10 protein-coding genes are annotated in these 16,697 nt (G+C 55.6%); 7 read left to right on the top strand and 3 right to left on the bottom strand.

All coding sequences use genetic code 11. The features are described 5' to 3' along the window. Positions 1-161: 161 nt before the first annotated feature. Positions 162-890 (bottom strand): bifunctional 2-polyprenyl-6-hydroxyphenol methylase/3-demethylubiquinol 3-O-methyltransferase UbiG, encoded by a 729-nt coding sequence (gene ubiG / locus L362_RS11550; RefSeq protein WP_021241539.1) that lies wholly within the window; start codon positions 888-890, stop codon positions 162-164. 146 nt (positions 891-1,036) lie between these two features. Here ubiG and gyrA point away from each other — a divergent pair, with 146 nt between their 5' ends. Both gyrA and rcsC read left to right on the top strand, forming a co-directional pair. Then, a complete protein-coding gene (gene gyrA / locus L362_RS11555; protein WP_008500239.1) occupies positions 1,037-3,673 on the top strand; it encodes a DNA topoisomerase (ATP-hydrolyzing) subunit A in 2,637 nt (878 codons plus the stop codon). Between the two features lie 135 nt (positions 3,674-3,808). Further along, on the top strand, positions 3,809-6,655 hold the full coding sequence (rcsC, locus tag L362_RS11560) for a two-component system sensor histidine kinase RcsC (protein WP_023344570.1): 2,847 nt from the start codon (positions 3,809-3,811) through the stop codon (positions 6,653-6,655). Positions 6,656-6,766: 111 nt separating this feature from the next. On the opposite strand, the gene rcsB is transcribed toward rcsC, so the two are convergent. Both rcsB and rcsD read right to left on the bottom strand, forming a co-directional pair. Continuing rightward, positions 6,767-7,417, bottom strand: coding sequence for a response regulator transcription factor RcsB (rcsB, locus tag L362_RS11565; RefSeq protein ID WP_003859405.1), 651 nt, complete (start codon positions 7,415-7,417; stop codon positions 6,767-6,769). Positions 7,418-7,433: 16 nt separating this feature from the next. Further along, the gene (gene rcsD, locus L362_RS11570) at positions 7,434-10,106 is read right to left on the bottom strand and encodes a phosphotransferase RcsD (RefSeq protein ID WP_021241536.1); all 2,673 of its coding nucleotides are present in this window, start codon (positions 10,104-10,106) and stop codon (positions 7,434-7,436) included. 743 nt (positions 10,107-10,849) lie between these two features. On the opposite strand from rcsD, the gene L362_RS11575 reads away from it, so the two are divergent. The 5 genes from L362_RS11575 (at position 10,850) to L362_RS11595 (ending at position 16,632) form a co-directional block, all read left to right on the top strand. After that, a complete protein-coding gene (locus tag L362_RS11575) occupies positions 10,850-11,962 on the top strand; it encodes a porin OmpC (protein ID WP_008500242.1) in 1,113 nt (370 codons plus the stop codon). Positions 11,963-12,076: 114 nt separating this feature from the next. Next, positions 12,077-13,132: an FAD:protein FMN transferase ApbE gene (gene apbE / locus L362_RS11580; RefSeq protein ID WP_008500243.1), complete on the top strand. Its 1,056-nt coding sequence runs from the start codon at positions 12,077-12,079 to the stop codon at positions 13,130-13,132. A 72-nt stretch (positions 13,133-13,204) separates the two neighbouring features. Next, on the top strand, positions 13,205-14,263 hold the full coding sequence (ada, locus tag L362_RS11585; RefSeq protein WP_023344569.1) for a bifunctional DNA-binding transcriptional regulator/O6-methylguanine-DNA methyltransferase Ada: 1,059 nt from the start codon (positions 13,205-13,207) through the stop codon (positions 14,261-14,263). Beyond that, a complete protein-coding gene (alkB, locus tag L362_RS11590) occupies positions 14,263-14,919 on the top strand; it encodes a DNA oxidative demethylase AlkB (protein ID WP_023344568.1) in 657 nt (218 codons plus the stop codon). Before ada ends, alkB begins: the two co-directional genes overlap by 1 nt. A gap of 69 nt (positions 14,920-14,988) precedes the next feature. After that, positions 14,989-16,632 carry a multidrug ABC transporter permease/ATP-binding protein gene (locus L362_RS11595; protein WP_032638019.1) on the top strand — a complete coding sequence of 548 codons (1,644 nt, stop codon included), beginning with the start codon at positions 14,989-14,991 and terminating at the stop codon, positions 16,630-16,632. The last annotated feature ends 65 nt before the right edge of the window (positions 16,633-16,697 follow it).

The raw sequence follows: 16,697 nt of genomic DNA, 5'->3' as shown, positions 1-16,697 counted from the left end.
AAAGGGTAAAAAAGGCTAAGTCCTCGTGCTGTAAGGCCTGGAAGACATGTCAATAATTAAGAAAAAAAATTCAAAATTTGATCGAGTGCTGATTTCTTCAACGGGCGGTCAGAATTGCGCAACATGATGTCGCGCAATCTTTATAAGAATAACGAATGACGTTAGTCGTTTTTGGCGGTTGTATGCAACATATAGTTAACATCAACGCCCGGTGCGAGTTTGAATTTATTGGTCAGCGGATTGTAGTGCAGGCCGGTGATGTGCTGCTCCTTGAGCCACGTCTGGTCGACCCAGCTTAACAGTTCCGCAGGCTTGATGAATTTCTTCACGTCATGCGTGCCTTTCGGCACCATGCGCAGCACATACTCCGCGCCAACGACGGCCATCAGCCAGGCTTTACCGTTGCGGTTGATGGTCGAGAAGAAGACCTGTCCACCCGGTTTCACCAGTTTTGCACAGGCGTGCACCACGGACTGCGGATCGGGAACGTGCTCCAGCATCTCCATGCAGGTCACCACATCGTACTGATGGGCATGTTTTGCCGCGTGTTCTTCCACGGTTTCCTGCACGTAGTCCACCTGTATGCCAGACTCCAGCGCATGAAGACGAGCAACCTGCAGCGGTTCAAAGCCCATATCCAGGCCCGTGACGTTCGCCCCTTCGCGCGCCATGCTTTCCGCCAGGATACCGCCGCCGCAGCCGACATCGAGCACTTTTTTACCGAACAGACCGCCGGAACGCTCCGCGATATAGCCCAGACGCAGCGGGTTAATACGGTGCAGCGGTTTGAACTCGCCTTCGAGATCCCACCAGCGGGACGCCACCGCTTCAAATTTGGCAATCTCTTCGTGGTCAACGTTGTGAGCCACCGGGGATTTTTCGGCATTCATGGGCGCTTTTACTCCTTATTTAGCAAGACGAATGAGTATATCAGGCAATCCCTGTGAATAAAGCGTATAGGTTTACCTCAATCACCTCGGCTGTGTTATAATTTGCGACCTTTGAATCCGGGATACAGTAGAGGGATAGCGGTTAGATGAGCGACCTTGCGAGAGAAATTACACCGGTTAACATCGAGGAAGAGCTGAAGAGCTCCTATCTGGACTATGCGATGTCGGTCATTGTTGGCCGTGCGCTGCCGGACGTCCGCGATGGCCTTAAGCCGGTACACCGTCGCGTACTATACGCCATGAACGTATTGGGCAATGACTGGAATAAAGCCTATAAAAAATCTGCCCGCGTCGTCGGTGACGTCATCGGTAAATATCACCCGCATGGTGATACCGCCGTTTATGACACCATCGTTCGTATGGCGCAGCCATTCTCCTTGCGCTACATGCTGGTAGATGGTCAGGGTAACTTTGGTTCAGTCGACGGCGACTCCGCTGCGGCGATGCGTTATACGGAAATCCGTATGTCGAAAATCGCTCATGAGCTGATGGCCGACCTGGAAAAAGAGACCGTTGATTTCGTCGATAACTACGACGGCACCGAGCGCATCCCAGATGTGATGCCCACCAAGATCCCGAACCTGTTAGTGAACGGTTCGTCCGGTATCGCGGTCGGTATGGCAACCAACATTCCGCCGCACAATATCACCGAGGTGATCAACGGCTGTCTGGCTTATATCGACGATGAAGACATCAGCATTGAAGGGCTGATGGCACACATCCCGGGCCCGGACTTCCCGACGGCGGCGATCATCAACGGTCGTCGCGGCATTGAAGAAGCGTACCGTACCGGCCGCGGCAAGATTTACATCCGTGCCCGCGCTGAAGTAGAAGCGGACGCCAAAACCGGCCGTGAAACCATTATTGTTCACGAGATCCCGTATCAGGTGAACAAAGCGCGTCTGATTGAAAAAATCGCCGAGCTGGTAAAAGAAAAACGCGTTGAAGGCATCAGCGCGCTGCGTGACGAGTCTGATAAAGACGGCATGCGCATCGTGATTGAGATCAAACGCGACGCGGTGGGTGAGGTTGTCCTGAATAACCTGTACTCCCAGACGCAGCTTCAGGTCTCCTTCGGTATCAACATGGTTGCGCTGCACCATGGTCAGCCGAAGATCATGAACCTGAAAGAGATCCTGAGCGCGTTCGTCCGTCACCGCCGTGAAGTGGTGACCCGTCGTACCATCTTCGAACTGCGCAAAGCGCGCGACCGTGCGCACATCCTTGAAGCGCTGGCGGTTGCGCTGGCCAACATCGACCCGATCATCGAGCTGATCCGTCGTGCGCCAACCCCGGCGGAAGCGAAAACCGCGCTGGTTTCCCGTCCGTGGGATCTGGGCAACGTCGCCGCGATGCTGGAACGTGCGGGCGATGACGCGGCGCGTCCTGAATGGCTGGAACCTGAGTTCGGCGTGCGTGACGGTCAATACTACCTGACTGAACAGCAGGCCCAGGCGATTCTGGATCTGCGTCTGCAGAAACTGACCGGCCTTGAGCATGAAAAACTGCTCGACGAATACAAAGAGCTGCTGGAACAGATTGCTGAGCTGCTGCATATCCTGGGCAGCGCAGAGCGCCTGATGGAAGTGATCCGCGAAGAGCTGGAGCTGGTCCGCGATCAGTTCGGCGACGAGCGCCGCACCGAAATCACCGCCAACAGCGCGGACATCAACATCGAAGACCTGATCAACCAGGAAGACGTTGTGGTGACCCTGTCTCACCAGGGCTACGTGAAGTATCAGCCGTTAACGGACTACGAAGCACAGCGTCGTGGCGGTAAAGGTAAATCTGCAGCACGTATTAAAGAAGAAGACTTTATTGACCGCCTGCTGGTGGCGAACACCCATGACACGATCCTCTGCTTCTCCAGCCGCGGTCGTCTGTACTGGATGAAAGTCTATCAGCTGCCGGAAGCAAGCCGCGGCGCACGTGGTCGTCCAATCGTTAACCTGCTGCCGCTGGAAGCGAACGAACGTATCACCGCTATTCTGCCGGTACGCGAGTACGAAGAGGGCGTGAACGTCTTTATGGCGACCGCCAGCGGTACCGTGAAGAAAACCGCGCTGACCGAATTCAGCCGTCCGCGTTCTGCCGGTATTATCGCCGTGAACCTGAACGAAGGCGACGAGCTGATTGGCGTGGATCTGACCTCGGGCTCCGATGAAGTCATGCTCTTCTCTGCGGCCGGTAAAGTGGTGCGCTTCAAAGAAGACGCCGTCCGTGCAATGGGCCGTACCGCGACGGGCGTACGTGGTATCAAACTGGCTGGCGAAGACAGCGTTGTTTCTCTGATTATTCCGCGCGGTGAAGGGGCTATCCTGACCGTCACGCAGAATGGTTACGGTAAACGTACGGCGGAAGGGGAATACCCAACCAAGTCTCGCGGCACGCAGGGCGTTATCTCCATCAAGGTGACCGAGCGCAACGGTTCCGTTGTCGGCGCGGTGCAGGTAGACGATGCCGACCAGATCATGATGATCACCGATGCGGGTACGCTGGTGCGTACCCGCGTGTCTGAGATCAGCGTGGTGGGTCGTAACACCCAGGGCGTGATCCTCATCCGTACAGCGGAAGATGAAAACGTGGTGGGTCTGCAGCGCGTTGCCGAGCCGGTGGATGACGAAGAGCTCGACTCCATCGACGGTAGCGTCGCGGAAGGCGATGAGGACATCGCGCCAGAAGCCGACACCGACGATGACGTAGCGGATGACGCTGACGAGTAATGTCTCCTGATGTAAAAAAGGGCCGGATTCCGGCCCTTTTCTTTTGCAGAAGCAGATAAGTCAACGTTGCGACCTGGCGCGTTTACCGCTACCTTAACCACATTCTTTTGACCCCGACGGCGGAGCCTCGCCCCCTTGAAATACCTCGTCTCCTTTCGTACTACGCTGAAAGTCTCTCGCTATCTGTTTAGAGCGCTGGCGCTCCTGCTTTGGCTGCTGGTGGCCTTGTTCTCGGTGTTTTACATCGTTAATGCGCTGCATCAGAAAGAAGCGGAGATCCGCCAGGAGTTTAACTTAAGCTCCGACCAGGCCCAGCGCTACATTCAGCGAACGTCTGACGTCATGAAGGAGCTGAAGTATATTGCCGAGAATCGTCTGACGGCGGAAAACGGTATTCTTGCGCTCCGCGGGCGTAACGACAAAACCGAAGTTCCGGACTTCCAGCCGCTGTTCCCGGATTCCGATTGCTCCACCATGAGCAATACCTGGCGCGGGTCGCTGGAATCGCTAGCCTGGTTTATGCGCTACTGGCGCGACAACTTCTCCGCCGCCTATGACCTGAACCGCGTCTTCCTGATTGGCAGCGAAAATCTCTGCATGGCTGACTTTGGCCTGCGCGACGTGCCCGTTGAACGTGACAATGCGCTGAAAAGCCTGCATGAACGTATTGTGAAATACCGCAATGCACCACAGGACGAGCGCGGGAATAACATCTTCTGGGTGAGCCAGGGCCCGCGCCCCGGCGTGGGCTATTTCTATGCCCTGACGCCGGTTTATCTCGGTAATCGCCTGCAGGCGCTGATGGGGATTGAGCAGACCATCCGCATGGAAAACTTCTTCACCCCTGGCAGCCTGCCCATGGGGGTGACCATTCTGGATGAAAACGGCCATCAGCTGATCTCGCTTGCCGGGCCCGATAACCGGCTGAACGTCGAACCGCACTGGATGCAGGAGCGGTCGTGGTTTGGCTATACCTCGGGCTTCCGCGAGCTGGTGCTGAAGAAGAGTCTGCCGCCTTCGTCGCTGAGTATCGTCTATTCGCTGCCGGTGGATATGGTGCTTGAGCGGATACGCATTCTTATCATGAATGCAATTCTGCTCAACCTGCTGGCGGGGGGCGCGCTGTTTACGCTGGCGCGCATGTATGAGCGGAAAATCTTTATTCCCGCCGAAAGCGACGCCCAGCGCCTGGAGGAACACGAGCAGTTTAACCGCAAGATTGTTGCCTCGGCGCCGGTGGGGATCTGTATCCTGCGTACCCAGGACGGGACCAACATCCTGAGTAACGAACTGGCGCATAACTACCTGAACATGCTGACGCACGAAGACCGGCAGAGGCTGACGCAGATTATCTGCGGTCAGCAGGTTAACTTCGTGGACGTGCTCACCAGTACGCACACCAACCTGCAGATCAGCTTTGTCCATTCCCGCTATCGCAATGAAAACGTGGCGATTTGCGTGCTGGTGGATGTCTCCGCGCGCGTGAAGATGGAGGAGTCGTTGCAGGAGATGGCGCAGGCGGCGGAGCAGGCCAGCCAGTCAAAATCCATGTTCCTTGCGACCGTCAGCCACGAGCTGCGTACGCCGCTGTACGGGATTATCGGTAACCTCGATCTGTTGCAGACGAAGGAATTGCCGAAAGGCGTCGACCGGCTGGTGACGGCGATGAACAACTCCTCCAGCCTGCTGCTGAAAATCATCAGCGATATTCTCGACTTCTCTAAAATTGAGTCCGAGCAGCTGAAAATCGAGCCGCGCGAGTTTTCACCGCGCGAGGTGATGAACCACATTAGCGCCAACTATCTGCCGCTGGTGGTGCGTAAACAGCTGGGGCTCTACTGCTTTATCGAACCGGACGTGCCGCTGACGCTGCACGGCGATCCGATGCGCCTGCAGCAGGTCATCTCTAACCTGCTCAGCAACGCCATCAAATTTACCGATACCGGCTGTATTGTGTTGCACGTCTGCCGGGCAGGAGATTACCTGAGCATTCGCGTGCGCGACACGGGGGTCGGCATTCCGGCGAAGGAGGTGGTTCGCCTGTTCGATCCGTTCTTCCAGGTCGGTACCGGCGTGCAGCGTAACTTCCAGGGCACCGGACTGGGACTGGCGATTTGTGAGAAGCTCGTCAGCATGATGGACGGCGATATCTCCGTGGATACCGAGTCCGGCATGGGCAGCCAGTTCACCATCCGCATTCCGCTCTATTCGGCGCAATATCCGGCAAAGGCCACGGTAGACGGGCTGAGCGATAAGCGCTGCTGGCTGGCGGTGCATAACGCCTCGCTGAATGACTATCTGACGGCGCTGCTGACCCACTGCGGCGTGAGGGTGTGCCGCTATGAAGGTCAAACACCGGACGTTGACGATGTGCTGATCGCCGACGAGATGCAGGAGCAGCCGTGGCAGGGGAGAGGGTCGGTGCTCTTCTGCCGTCGCCACATCGGCATTCCCGTCGAGCGCGCGCCTGGGGAGTGGGTACACAGTGTTGCGACGCCGCACGAGCTGTTGAGCCTGCTGGCTCGCATTTACAAAGTGGAGCTGGAAGAGCGCGACGGCGCGGGCGGATTGCCGTCACCGGAGTCTCTGGCGTCGGTGAATGACGATATGATGATTCTGGTGGTGGATGACCATCCGATTAACCGCCGCCTGCTGGCTGACCAGCTTGGATCGCTGGGCTACCAGTGCAAAACCGCCAATGACGGCGTGGATGCGCTGAACGTGCTGAGTAAGAATCATATTGATATCGTGCTGAGCGATGTCAACATGCCTAACATGGACGGCTACCGTCTGACGCAGCGCATCCGGCAGCTTGGCCTGACGCTGCCGGTGGTGGGCGTAACGGCGAACGCGCTGGCGGAAGAGAAGCAGCGCTGTCTGGAGTCAGGCATGGACAGCTGTCTGTCGAAACCGGTGACGCTGGACGTGCTGAAGCAGACATTGTCGATTTACGCAGAGCGCGTGAGAAAAACGAGAATATAAAAAAGGCCCGGAAGGGCCTTTTTTATTTGCCCGGCGACGCTGCGCTTGCGCGGGCCTGCGGGTTTTGTAGGCCGGGTAAGCGCCAGCGCCACCCGGCATTTACAGTGGAGATCAATCCTTATCCGTTGCACTCAGCGTGACGGAGGAGAGATAGTTCAGCAGAGCAATATCGTTGTCCACACCCAGCTTCATCATCGCTGATTTCTTCTGGCTGCTGATGGTTTTAATACTGCGGTTCAGCTTCTTGGCAATCTCGGTCACCAGGAAACCTTCTGCGAACAGGCGCAGAACTTCACTCTCTTTCGGCGACAGACGTTTGTCACCGTAGCCACCCGCGCTGATTTTTTCCAGCAGACGAGAAACGCTTTCAGGCGTGAACTTCTTGCCTTTCTGCAGCGCCGCAAGCGCTTTAGGCAGATCGGTCGGTGCGCCCTGTTTCAGCACAATCCCTTCGATATCCAGATCCAGTACCGCGCTCAGGATCGCCGGGTTGTTGTTCATGGTCAGAACAATGATCGAGATATCCGGGAAGTGACGTTTAATATATTTGATGAGCGTGATCCCATCACCGTATTTGTCTCCGGGCATGGAGAGATCGGTAATGAGCACGTGTGCATCAAGCTTTGGGAGGTTATTGATCAGTGCTGTAGAGTCTTCAAATTCACCGACTACATTCACCCACTCGATCTGTTCAAGTGATTTGCGAATACCGAACAGTACAATCGGATGGTCATCGGCAATAATTACGTTCATATTGTTCATGTATAAGGCTACCTTGCTACAGCAAGCTTTTGACGTAGGCGTCAATGTCGCTGATGTATTTTTCAATGCCAGAGGCATCTTTCTCACGAATTAGATGTTCCAGCGTTTCACATAACTGCTTGCCGGGAACCAGATTAAGCATGGCAAACACCCCTTTAAGCCGGTGTGCTGTCTGTGCCAGCGCTGCAAAATCATTCGCAGCGGACTCAGTATACAACCGCTTAACATCATCTGGTACTGTATCAACAAAGAGTGAATAGTATCCGCTGGCGTGAAGCTCGGCATTTTCATTACCGCCAAGCGGGGATTCCGCTATCTCTTCCTGCGCCAGCTGCTCTTCTATTAGTTGTAGTACAGCTTCCTGCATCGCATTGCTTATATTAAAGTTGACGCGCAGCTGGCCAGGGCCGATTTTCCGCACGCCTGACTCATCATCGCTTAAAAGCAAGCCGGAGGCAGTAAGATTAGACGGATTATCAGTTAAAAACAGATCAAATTCTTGACTTGCAAGTCTTTCATCCGGCGTGATGCAGGCGGCTCCCCAGTTTTCTAACTGACGAACGACAATATTGCGGATCTCGTTCGAGGTCACATCGACCATCACCACGACATCATCCAGCAGACGTTCTTCATCTTCTTCCTGCGGATTGGCCGCCATTTTCACGTGCAGAGAATAGCGGGTGCCGAGGGATTCACGGGCTTTGATATTCAGATGGCCGCCGAGCTTGCGCGCCAGCTGATCGCACAGCCAGAAGGTGAGGGCATTGGCCTTGCCGTAGCGATCGCTTTGCGTGTCGTTCAGGAACGGGAAGTGGAGATTATCAATTTCACTCGTGGTGACGCCTTCCCCGGTGTCGAGGATGCGGAACGTCAGGCGGTCTTCTGCCGACTCCTCCGTACTGACTTCGAGGGTGATCTTGCCGATCTGCGTGGTCGTCACCGCGTACTGAATAATCATCAACAGTATGCGGCGCAGCGCTTCACGATCGCCGTGGCGCTCGTCATTTGCCGGAAGATTGTTATTGATCAGCAGCTGCAACCCTTTACGCTTAATCACGGGCAGGACTTCCGGAACCACTTCATCGATCAGGTCCTGAATAGAGAAGAGGGTTGGTGTTCCTTTCCAGAAATCATTCTCCAGCATGTTCGCCAGCTGGATCTCGTCAACCATTCTGACCAGCGAGTCGGCCTGACAGGCAAGCTGGTGGCTTTCTGACGTATTTAACGCCGCCGCCTGGGTCGCCAGCGTTTTTAACGGCTGCTTGAAGGCATCGCCAATATTCTGCATAAATGCGGCGCGCCCCTGCTGGTTTTTCTCATACAGTCTTTGCGCCTGCTTGAGCTTTTTATTCACCAGCACCTCGCGATCCTGATCGCGAATGATGAAAATTTGCGTGCGGGAGGCGACCTGGCTGCGGAACTGACGGATCTCGTACAGCTCATTGTTGATGGTGGCCTGGATCACCCCCTGGTGCTGATCCGCCATGGTGGTGATGTTCTGCAGGTTAAGATGCGGCAGCAGATGGTCGGCAATTTTATTGCTCATTACCGTACGATTCGCTTCCTGATCGTGAACTAAGACCCCAAGCGGCAGCACGGAAATAATCTCTTCATTTAGCGCACGTAACACGCGCAGTTCATTGCTGGTGCCTGCCGGGACCGCAGAGGCGTCGCTCTGACGCCCCGGCTGGAAACGGAAGGTGCTGTAGCCAAACAGCGCCAGCGCCAGCAGACCGATATTCAGCAGCAGAGGCAGCAGGATATTTTGCAGGGTATCGAGCAGCAGCGTGCCAAACGGCACCTGCCACACCAGACGCATACCGGTCGAGTTCAGGGACGAGGCAATTTCGATTTTTGAGCCGTTAAAGGAGATCGAGACGCTCTCTGCGGCCTCTTTGTCAGAAGCCGCACGCATGTTCTGGGTGCTGTTGTCGGGCTCCAGACGGAAGCTGTCGAGCGGCATGTCCGGCGGGATTAAATCGTTAATCGGTAAATCGAAGGCCACTACCGTCGCCAGATGTCCCGGCTGGTTGAAGGTGGTGCGCAGGGTAAAATAATGACCGTTTTGCCAGGCCAGACGACGCAGGGAAGAGAAGCTCTCACGTTCATCAAGGGCATTCGCCTGCTGCAGCATCTCTGCCCGGCGGGAGTCGACGATGCTGCCCACGGTGGTCTCTTTAAACCCGGAAGAGAGATCTTTTAACGGCAGGGTTGAGATCAGGATCATGCTGTTGTCCTGACCGTTCAGATAGTACATCGACCACGGCACCGTTTCGGCCCCCCAGAGGGTATCCAGATAGGTCGAAATACGCTGTGTCATCTCGAGCGTTGCGCTGTCGTGAGAGCCAAAAATGAGCGCCTCAGTCTTACGCTGCGGTTTTTCGAGGTAATAGACATCCTGCTTAAGCCGCGTCTCCTGAAGTCCATCTCCGGATGAGGAGGCCGGGGCGGCCGCAATATTGTCGTAAATCTGCCAGGTGGCGTAGCGCCAGGTATCGATGCGCTTATGCACGGCGTGGGTGATATCGACGACCTGATAGCTCTTATCCTTCAGCCAGGCGTTAACCGCGCTTTGTACCATCACCCCCATGGTCACTAACAGCACAACGATCAAAAGAAGAAAGAAACGGGTGATGCTCCCGGGGAGGAGGGAGAATTTGCTCGGGGCGGTGGTTTCAGTCTGACTCATTGATATCTTTAACCCGTCATGGTCATGCTCTGTGGCGATAGGGCAGTATAAAGGGTAATAACTGAATTTCCAGCGCCACCGTCCGGGAACAGGCGACTTTTTCAACGGACAATACCGGCGGCGGGTGGCGCGGTAAACATGTACAAACTCGTCCTGCGCGTACAAATAAAAAGTGCGCCTGGCCAGCAAATAGCACGAATTAACAAGAAATTAAGTTTTACATCAATTGTGTGTTAGCGAACGATCGCCGGGGAGAATTTAGTTAATAGTCGTTACAATTTCGGTGCGGTAGCACAAAAAATGAGGCGTTGCGTAAAGAAAGGTAAAAAAAAACCGAATGCGAAGCATCCGGCTCAATTAGGGATAAACAGACATTCAAAACTGAATGACGGTAATAAATAAAGTTAATGATGATAGCGAGAGATATTTTAGAGATTAGCCGCGATCTTGTTTTGTCATTCAGTGCTGTAACGATTTTTATTATAAGTACTTGATTGTTATATGTATGATTTTTATTTTGATTATAAGTGCTAAATTTATAAGCTATTTGTGCTTTGTAAAAGTTCCTTGATATTTACATTTTGAAACTTCTTGATGGACAAATGAAACATCTTCAAAGTTTTCGTATCATATTCGCATTGGATTATTCTGTATTTTTGCGGAGAATGAAATTGCCGACTGGTTAATGAGGGTTAACCAGTAAGCAGTGGCAATTATAAGGCATATAACAGAGGGTTAATAAAATGAAAGTTAAAGTACTGTCCCTCCTGGTACCAGCACTCCTGGTGGCAGGCGCAGCAAATGCGGCCGAAATTTATAACAAAGATGGCAACAAATTAGATCTGTACGGCAAAGTCGATGGTCTGCATTATTTCTCTGACGACAAGGGTAACGACGGCGACAAGACCTACATGCGTCTTGGCTTCAAAGGTGAAACTCAGGTTAACGATCAGCTGACCGGTTATGGCCAGTGGGAATACCAGATTCAGGGCAACAAGGACGAAGGCGACAACCAGTCCTGGACTCGTGTGGCGTTTGCAGGTCTGAAGTTCGCGGAAGCAGGTTCATTCGATTACGGTCGTAACTACGGCGTGATTTACGACGTGACCTCCTGGACCGACGTTCTGCCAGAATTCGGCGGTGACACCTACGGTGCCGACAACTTCCTCCAGTCTCGTGCTAACGGCGTGGCAACCTACCGTAACCAGGACTTCTTTGGTCTGGTTGATGGCCTGAACTTTGCTCTGCAGTATCAGGGCAAAAACGGCAGCGTAAGCGGTGAAAACACCGACGGTCGCAGCCTGCTGAACCAGAACGGCGATGGCTACGGTGCATCCGTGACCTATAACCTGGGCGAAGGTTTCAGCGTGGGTGGTGCGATGTCCTCCTCCAAACGTACCGCCGATCAGAACGCACTGGGCGTATACGGTAAAGGGGATCACGCAGAAGTCTATTCTGGTGGCCTGAAGTACGATGCCAACAACATCTATCTGGCAGCACAGTACTCTCAGACCTACAACGCAACCCGTTTTGGTACCTCTAACGGCAGCAACCCAACTACCGCTTACGGCTTTGCTAACAAAGCGCAGAACTTCGAAGTGGTTGCTCAGTACCAGTTCGACTTCGGCCTGCGTCCATCCGTGGCTTACCTGCAGTCTAAAGGCAAAGACATCGAAAACTTCGGCGATCAGGATCTGCTGAAATATGTTGATGTGGGTGCGACTTACTACTTCAACAAAAACATGTCCACTTACGTGGATTACAAAATTAACCTGGTTGATGAAAATGAATTCACCCGTCAGGCGGGTATCGGTACTGACGATATCGTCGCGCTGGGTCTGGTTTACCAGTTCTAATCGCGCCATCGTGTGACGTAAGGGGCCTGATGGCCCCTTTTTTGTGCCTTTCTGATTCTCACAACTCACCCGTTTTGGTGTACTCTTGCCGCCCTGGCATGAGGATAATAATGAATGGACATGACTTTTTTACGCGCCAGCTTTCTGGCTATGCTTTTTTTCCTGACCGCGTGTAACGATCCCGCGCCCGTGGCGAAAACCGACGCACCTGCCGCGACGGTGCTCGAAGGCAAAACGATGGGCACCTTCTGGCGCGTCAGCGTGATGAACCTCGATAAAACGCGCACGGATGAGCTTCGCGGCAAAATCCAGGCACAGCTGGACGCCGACGATCAGCTGCTGTCGACCTATAAAAATGACTCGGCGCTGATGCGCTTTAACCTCTCAACCAGCACCTCTCTGTGGCCGGTGAGCGAGGCGATGGCCGATATCGTGACCGAGGCAATGCGCGTAGGTTATAAAACCAACGGGGCGATGGATGTGACCGTCGGTCCTCTGGTGAACCTCTGGGGTTTTGGCCCGAATAAACAGCCGGTGAAGACGCCCGAACAGGCGGCCATTGATGACGCCCGCGCCCGGACCGGGCTACAGCATCTGACCGTCATCAACCAGTACGGGCAGCAGTACCTGCAGAAAGATATTCCCGATCTGTTTGTCGATCTGTCGACGGTCGGGGAAGGCTATGCGGCGGATCATCTTGCTGCACTGATGGCGCAGGAGGGGATTTCCCGTTATCTGGTCTCCGTGGGCGGCGCGTTGGTCAGTCGGGGCATGAACGCCAGCGATAAACCGTGGCGCGTGGCGATTCAAAAACCGACGGATCGGCAAAATGCCGTGCAGGCGATAGTGGATATCAACGGACATGGCATCAGCACCTCCGGAAGCTATCGCAACTATTACGAGCTTGACGGGAAGCGTATTTCGCACGTGATTGATCCGCAGACCGGCCGCCCCATCACGCATAACCTGGTCTCGGTGACGGTCATTGCCCCCACCGCGCTGGAAGCGGATGCCTGGGATACCGGATTAATGGTTCTTGGCCCGGAGAAAGCCAAAGAGGTGGTTCGTCAGGAAGGGCTGGCGGTTTATATGATCACCAAAGAGGGCGACGGGTTTAAAACCTGGAGCTCGCCGCAGTTCAACAGTTTCCTGGTCAGCGACAAAAATTAAAAAGCAAGGTTGCGGGTTTTTTATCGGTGGCGCTCAGGCACGCTCTATGTATGCTTATACGAGGAGCCGATCATGAAAAACCCAACCTTCACTACCGATGAGGATCGCTGGCAGGCCGTGCTGGCCCGCGATCCGCTCGCTGACGATCAGTTTGTTTTCGCCGTGCAGACGACGGGTATTTTCTGCCGCCCGTCATGCCGTGCCCGCCACGCGCTGCGTAAAAATGTCCGTTTTTATCCTGATGCCCGGCACGCCACTCAGGCAGGTTTTCGTCCGTGCAAGCGCTGCATGCCGGACAAGCGCGATCCGCAGGCGCAAAAGCTGGCAAAAGTGGAACACGCCTGTCGGCTTCTGGAGCAGGATCCTGCGCTAACTCTGGAGAGGTTGGCGGAGCAGGTTGCCATGAGTCCTTTCCATTTCCACCGCCTGTTTAAATCCGTGACCGGCATGACGCCAAAAGCCTGGCAGCAGGCGGCGCGGGGTCAGCGTCTGCGCACCGCGCTTGCGCAGGGAGACAAAATTACCGATGCCGTGCTGGCAGCGGGATTTCCCGACAGCAGCAGCTATTATCGTAAAGCCAACGATGCGTTGGGCATGACGGCGAAGCAGTACCGTAAAGGAGAGGTGGCCGTTCGGTATGCCATCGATGACTGTTCGTTAGGACGCTGTCTGGTCGCCGAAAGCGAGCGGGGGATCTGCGCGATTCTGCTGGGTGACACCGATGCTGAATTAACCGCAGAGCTTGCCACGCAATTTCCAAAAGCAACGCACGCGCCGCGGGACGACGCCTTCGTACAGCGGATCCACCAGGTCATTGCCAGTATTGATAACCGCGACGTACCGCTTGCGCTGCCGCTGGATATTCGCGGTACCGCGTTCCAGCAGCGCGTCTGGCAGGCCCTTCGCGCAATTCCCTGCGGTGAAACGGCAAGTTACCAGCAGGTGGCGCAGGCGATTGGTCAGCCCAGTGCGGTACGCGCCGTCGCCGGAGCCTGTGCGGCCAACACGCTGGCGATTGTGATCCCCTGTCATCGCGTGGTTCGCAACGACGGCGCACTGTCGGGCTATCGCTGGGGGGCGGCGCGAAAAGCGCTATTGTTAAAACGTGAGGCGAAACGCCGGGAGGGATAATGCTCGATCTTTTTGCGGATGCTGAACCCTGGCAGGAGCCGCTTGCGCCGGGGGCGGTTATCCTGCGCCGCTTTGCTCTCTCCCGTGCGGGGGCGTTGCTTGCCGGTATTGAAGAGGTCACAGCGGCTTCACCGTTTCGCCATATGGTGACGCCGGGCGGCTACACCATGTCGGTGGCCATGACCAACTGCGGCGAACTGGGCTGGGCGACAAACGAACGTGGGTATGTGTATGCTCCGAACGATCCCACGACAGGTCGGCCGTGGCCTCCCATGCCTGCGGTTTTCCAGGGACTTTGTCACGAGGCTGCCGTGGCGGCGGATTATCCTGACTTCCGTCCTGACGCCTGTCTGATCAACCGCTACGCCGTCGGGGCGAAGCTCTCGCTGCATCAGGACAAGGATGAGCCCGATCTGCGCGCGCCTATCGTTTCGGTATCGTTAGGCCTGCCCGCCGTCTTTCAGTTTGGGGGATTACGCCGCAACGATCCGCTCAAACGCATCATGCTGGAACATGGCGATGTGGTGGTGTGGGGCAGGGAATCGCGGCTTTACTATCACGGCATTCAGCCGCTGAAACCCGGCGTTCACCCCCTCACGGGCGAGTACCGCTTTAATCTGACCTTCCGTCAGGCGGGGTACAGTAAACTAAAATAAGAATTATTCTTGATGTCCGCGCAGGGCAGTTTACACTGCTGGCTGATTTTTATTGTCCGGATTGCCTGCATGCAACTACTTCTCCTCGTCTGGCGTCAGTACCGCTGGCCCTTCGTCGCCGTCATGGCGTTAAGCCTGGCCAGCGCCGCGCTGGGTATTGGCCTGATCGCGTTTATTAACGTGCGGTTGATTGAAATGGTCGACACCTCGCTCTCCGTATTGCCGGAGTTTCTCGGCCTGCTGCTTTTGTTGATGGCGGTTACGCTCGGCTCCCAGCTGGCACTGACTGCGCTCGGCCACCATTTCGTTTTTCGCTTGCGCAGCGAGTTTATCAAGCGCATCCTGGACACTCAGGTCGAGCGCGTCGAGCAGCTCGGCAGCGCCTCCCTGCTGGCGGGGCTGACCAGCGACGTTCGCGCCATTACTATCGCATTCGTTCGTCTGCCGGAGCTGGTGCAGGGGATCATTCTGACCTTCGGCTCGGCGGCCTATCTCGCCTGGCTCTCCAGCAAAATGCTGGCGGTGACTGCGCTGTGGATTGCCATCACCATCTGGGGCGGTTTTGTGCTGGTGTCCCGCGTCTATAAACACATGGCGGTCCTGCGCGAAACTGAAGATAAGCTCTATAACGATTACCAGACGGTACTGGAAGGGCGCAAAGAGCTCACCCTGAACCGCGAGCGCGCCGAGTATATCTTTAACCATCTCTATATTCCGGACGCGCGCGAATACCGGCACCATATCATTCGCGCCGATACCTTCCACCTGAGCGCGGTGAACTGGTCAAACATTATGATGCTGGGCGCCATTGGCCTGGTGTTCTGGATGGCGAACAGCCTGGGCTGGGCGGATACCAACGTCGCGGCAACCTACTCACTGACGCTGCTGTTTTTGCGCACGCCGCTGCTCTCGGCGGTGGGCGCATTGCCCACCTTGCTGAGTGCGCAGGTGGCCTTTAATAAACTCAAAAAATTCGATCTCGCGCCGTTTAAGCCCGAATTCCCGCGCCCGCAGGCCTTCCCGAACTGGCAGACGCTCGAGCTGCGTAACGTCACGTTCCGTTATCAGGACAGCGCCTTCTCCGTGGGGCCGCTCAATCTGACGATCCGCCGCGGCGAGCTGCTGTTCCTGATTGGCGGCAACGGCAGCGGTAAATCGACGCTGGCGATGCTGCTCACTGGCCTTTATCAGCCTCAGTCGGGCGAGATTTTACTGGATGGCAGAGCGCTGAGCGCGGAGAAGCCCGAGGACTACCGCAAGCTTTTCTCGGCGGTGTTCACCGACGTCTGGCTGTTTGATCGGCTGCTGGGGCCGGAAGGGCAGCAGGCCAATCCTGCGCTGGTGGAAAAATGGCTGGCGCACCTGCAGATGTCGCACAAGCTGGAACTTCAGGACGGCAAGATCCTTAACCTCAAACTCTCCAAAGGGCAGAAAAAACGCGTGGCGCTGCTGCTGGCGCTGGCGGAAGAGCGTGACATCATTCTGCTCGACGAGTGGGCGGCGGATCAGGACCCGCACTTCCGCCGCGAGTTTTATCAGGTGCTGCTGCCGCTGATGCAGGAGATGGGCAAAACCATTTTCGCCATCAGCCACGACGATCATTACTTTATTCACGCTGACCGCTTGCTGGAGATGCGCGACGGCAGGCTGAGCGAGCTGACCGGTGAAGCGCGCGATGCGGCCTCGCGTGACGCGGTGGCGCGCACGGCCTGATGCCCGTGTGCCGGGTGGCGGCTTCGCCTTACCCGGCCTGGGATTTTGTAGGCCCGTGCAGCGTA

Source organism: Enterobacter sp. MGH 16, from assembly GCF_000493175.1.
Lineage (GTDB): Bacteria > Pseudomonadota > Gammaproteobacteria > Enterobacterales > Enterobacteriaceae > Enterobacter > Enterobacter roggenkampii.
Note: the sequence above shows the minus strand (reverse complement) of the source record. Positions and strands in the feature narration are given on the sequence as shown.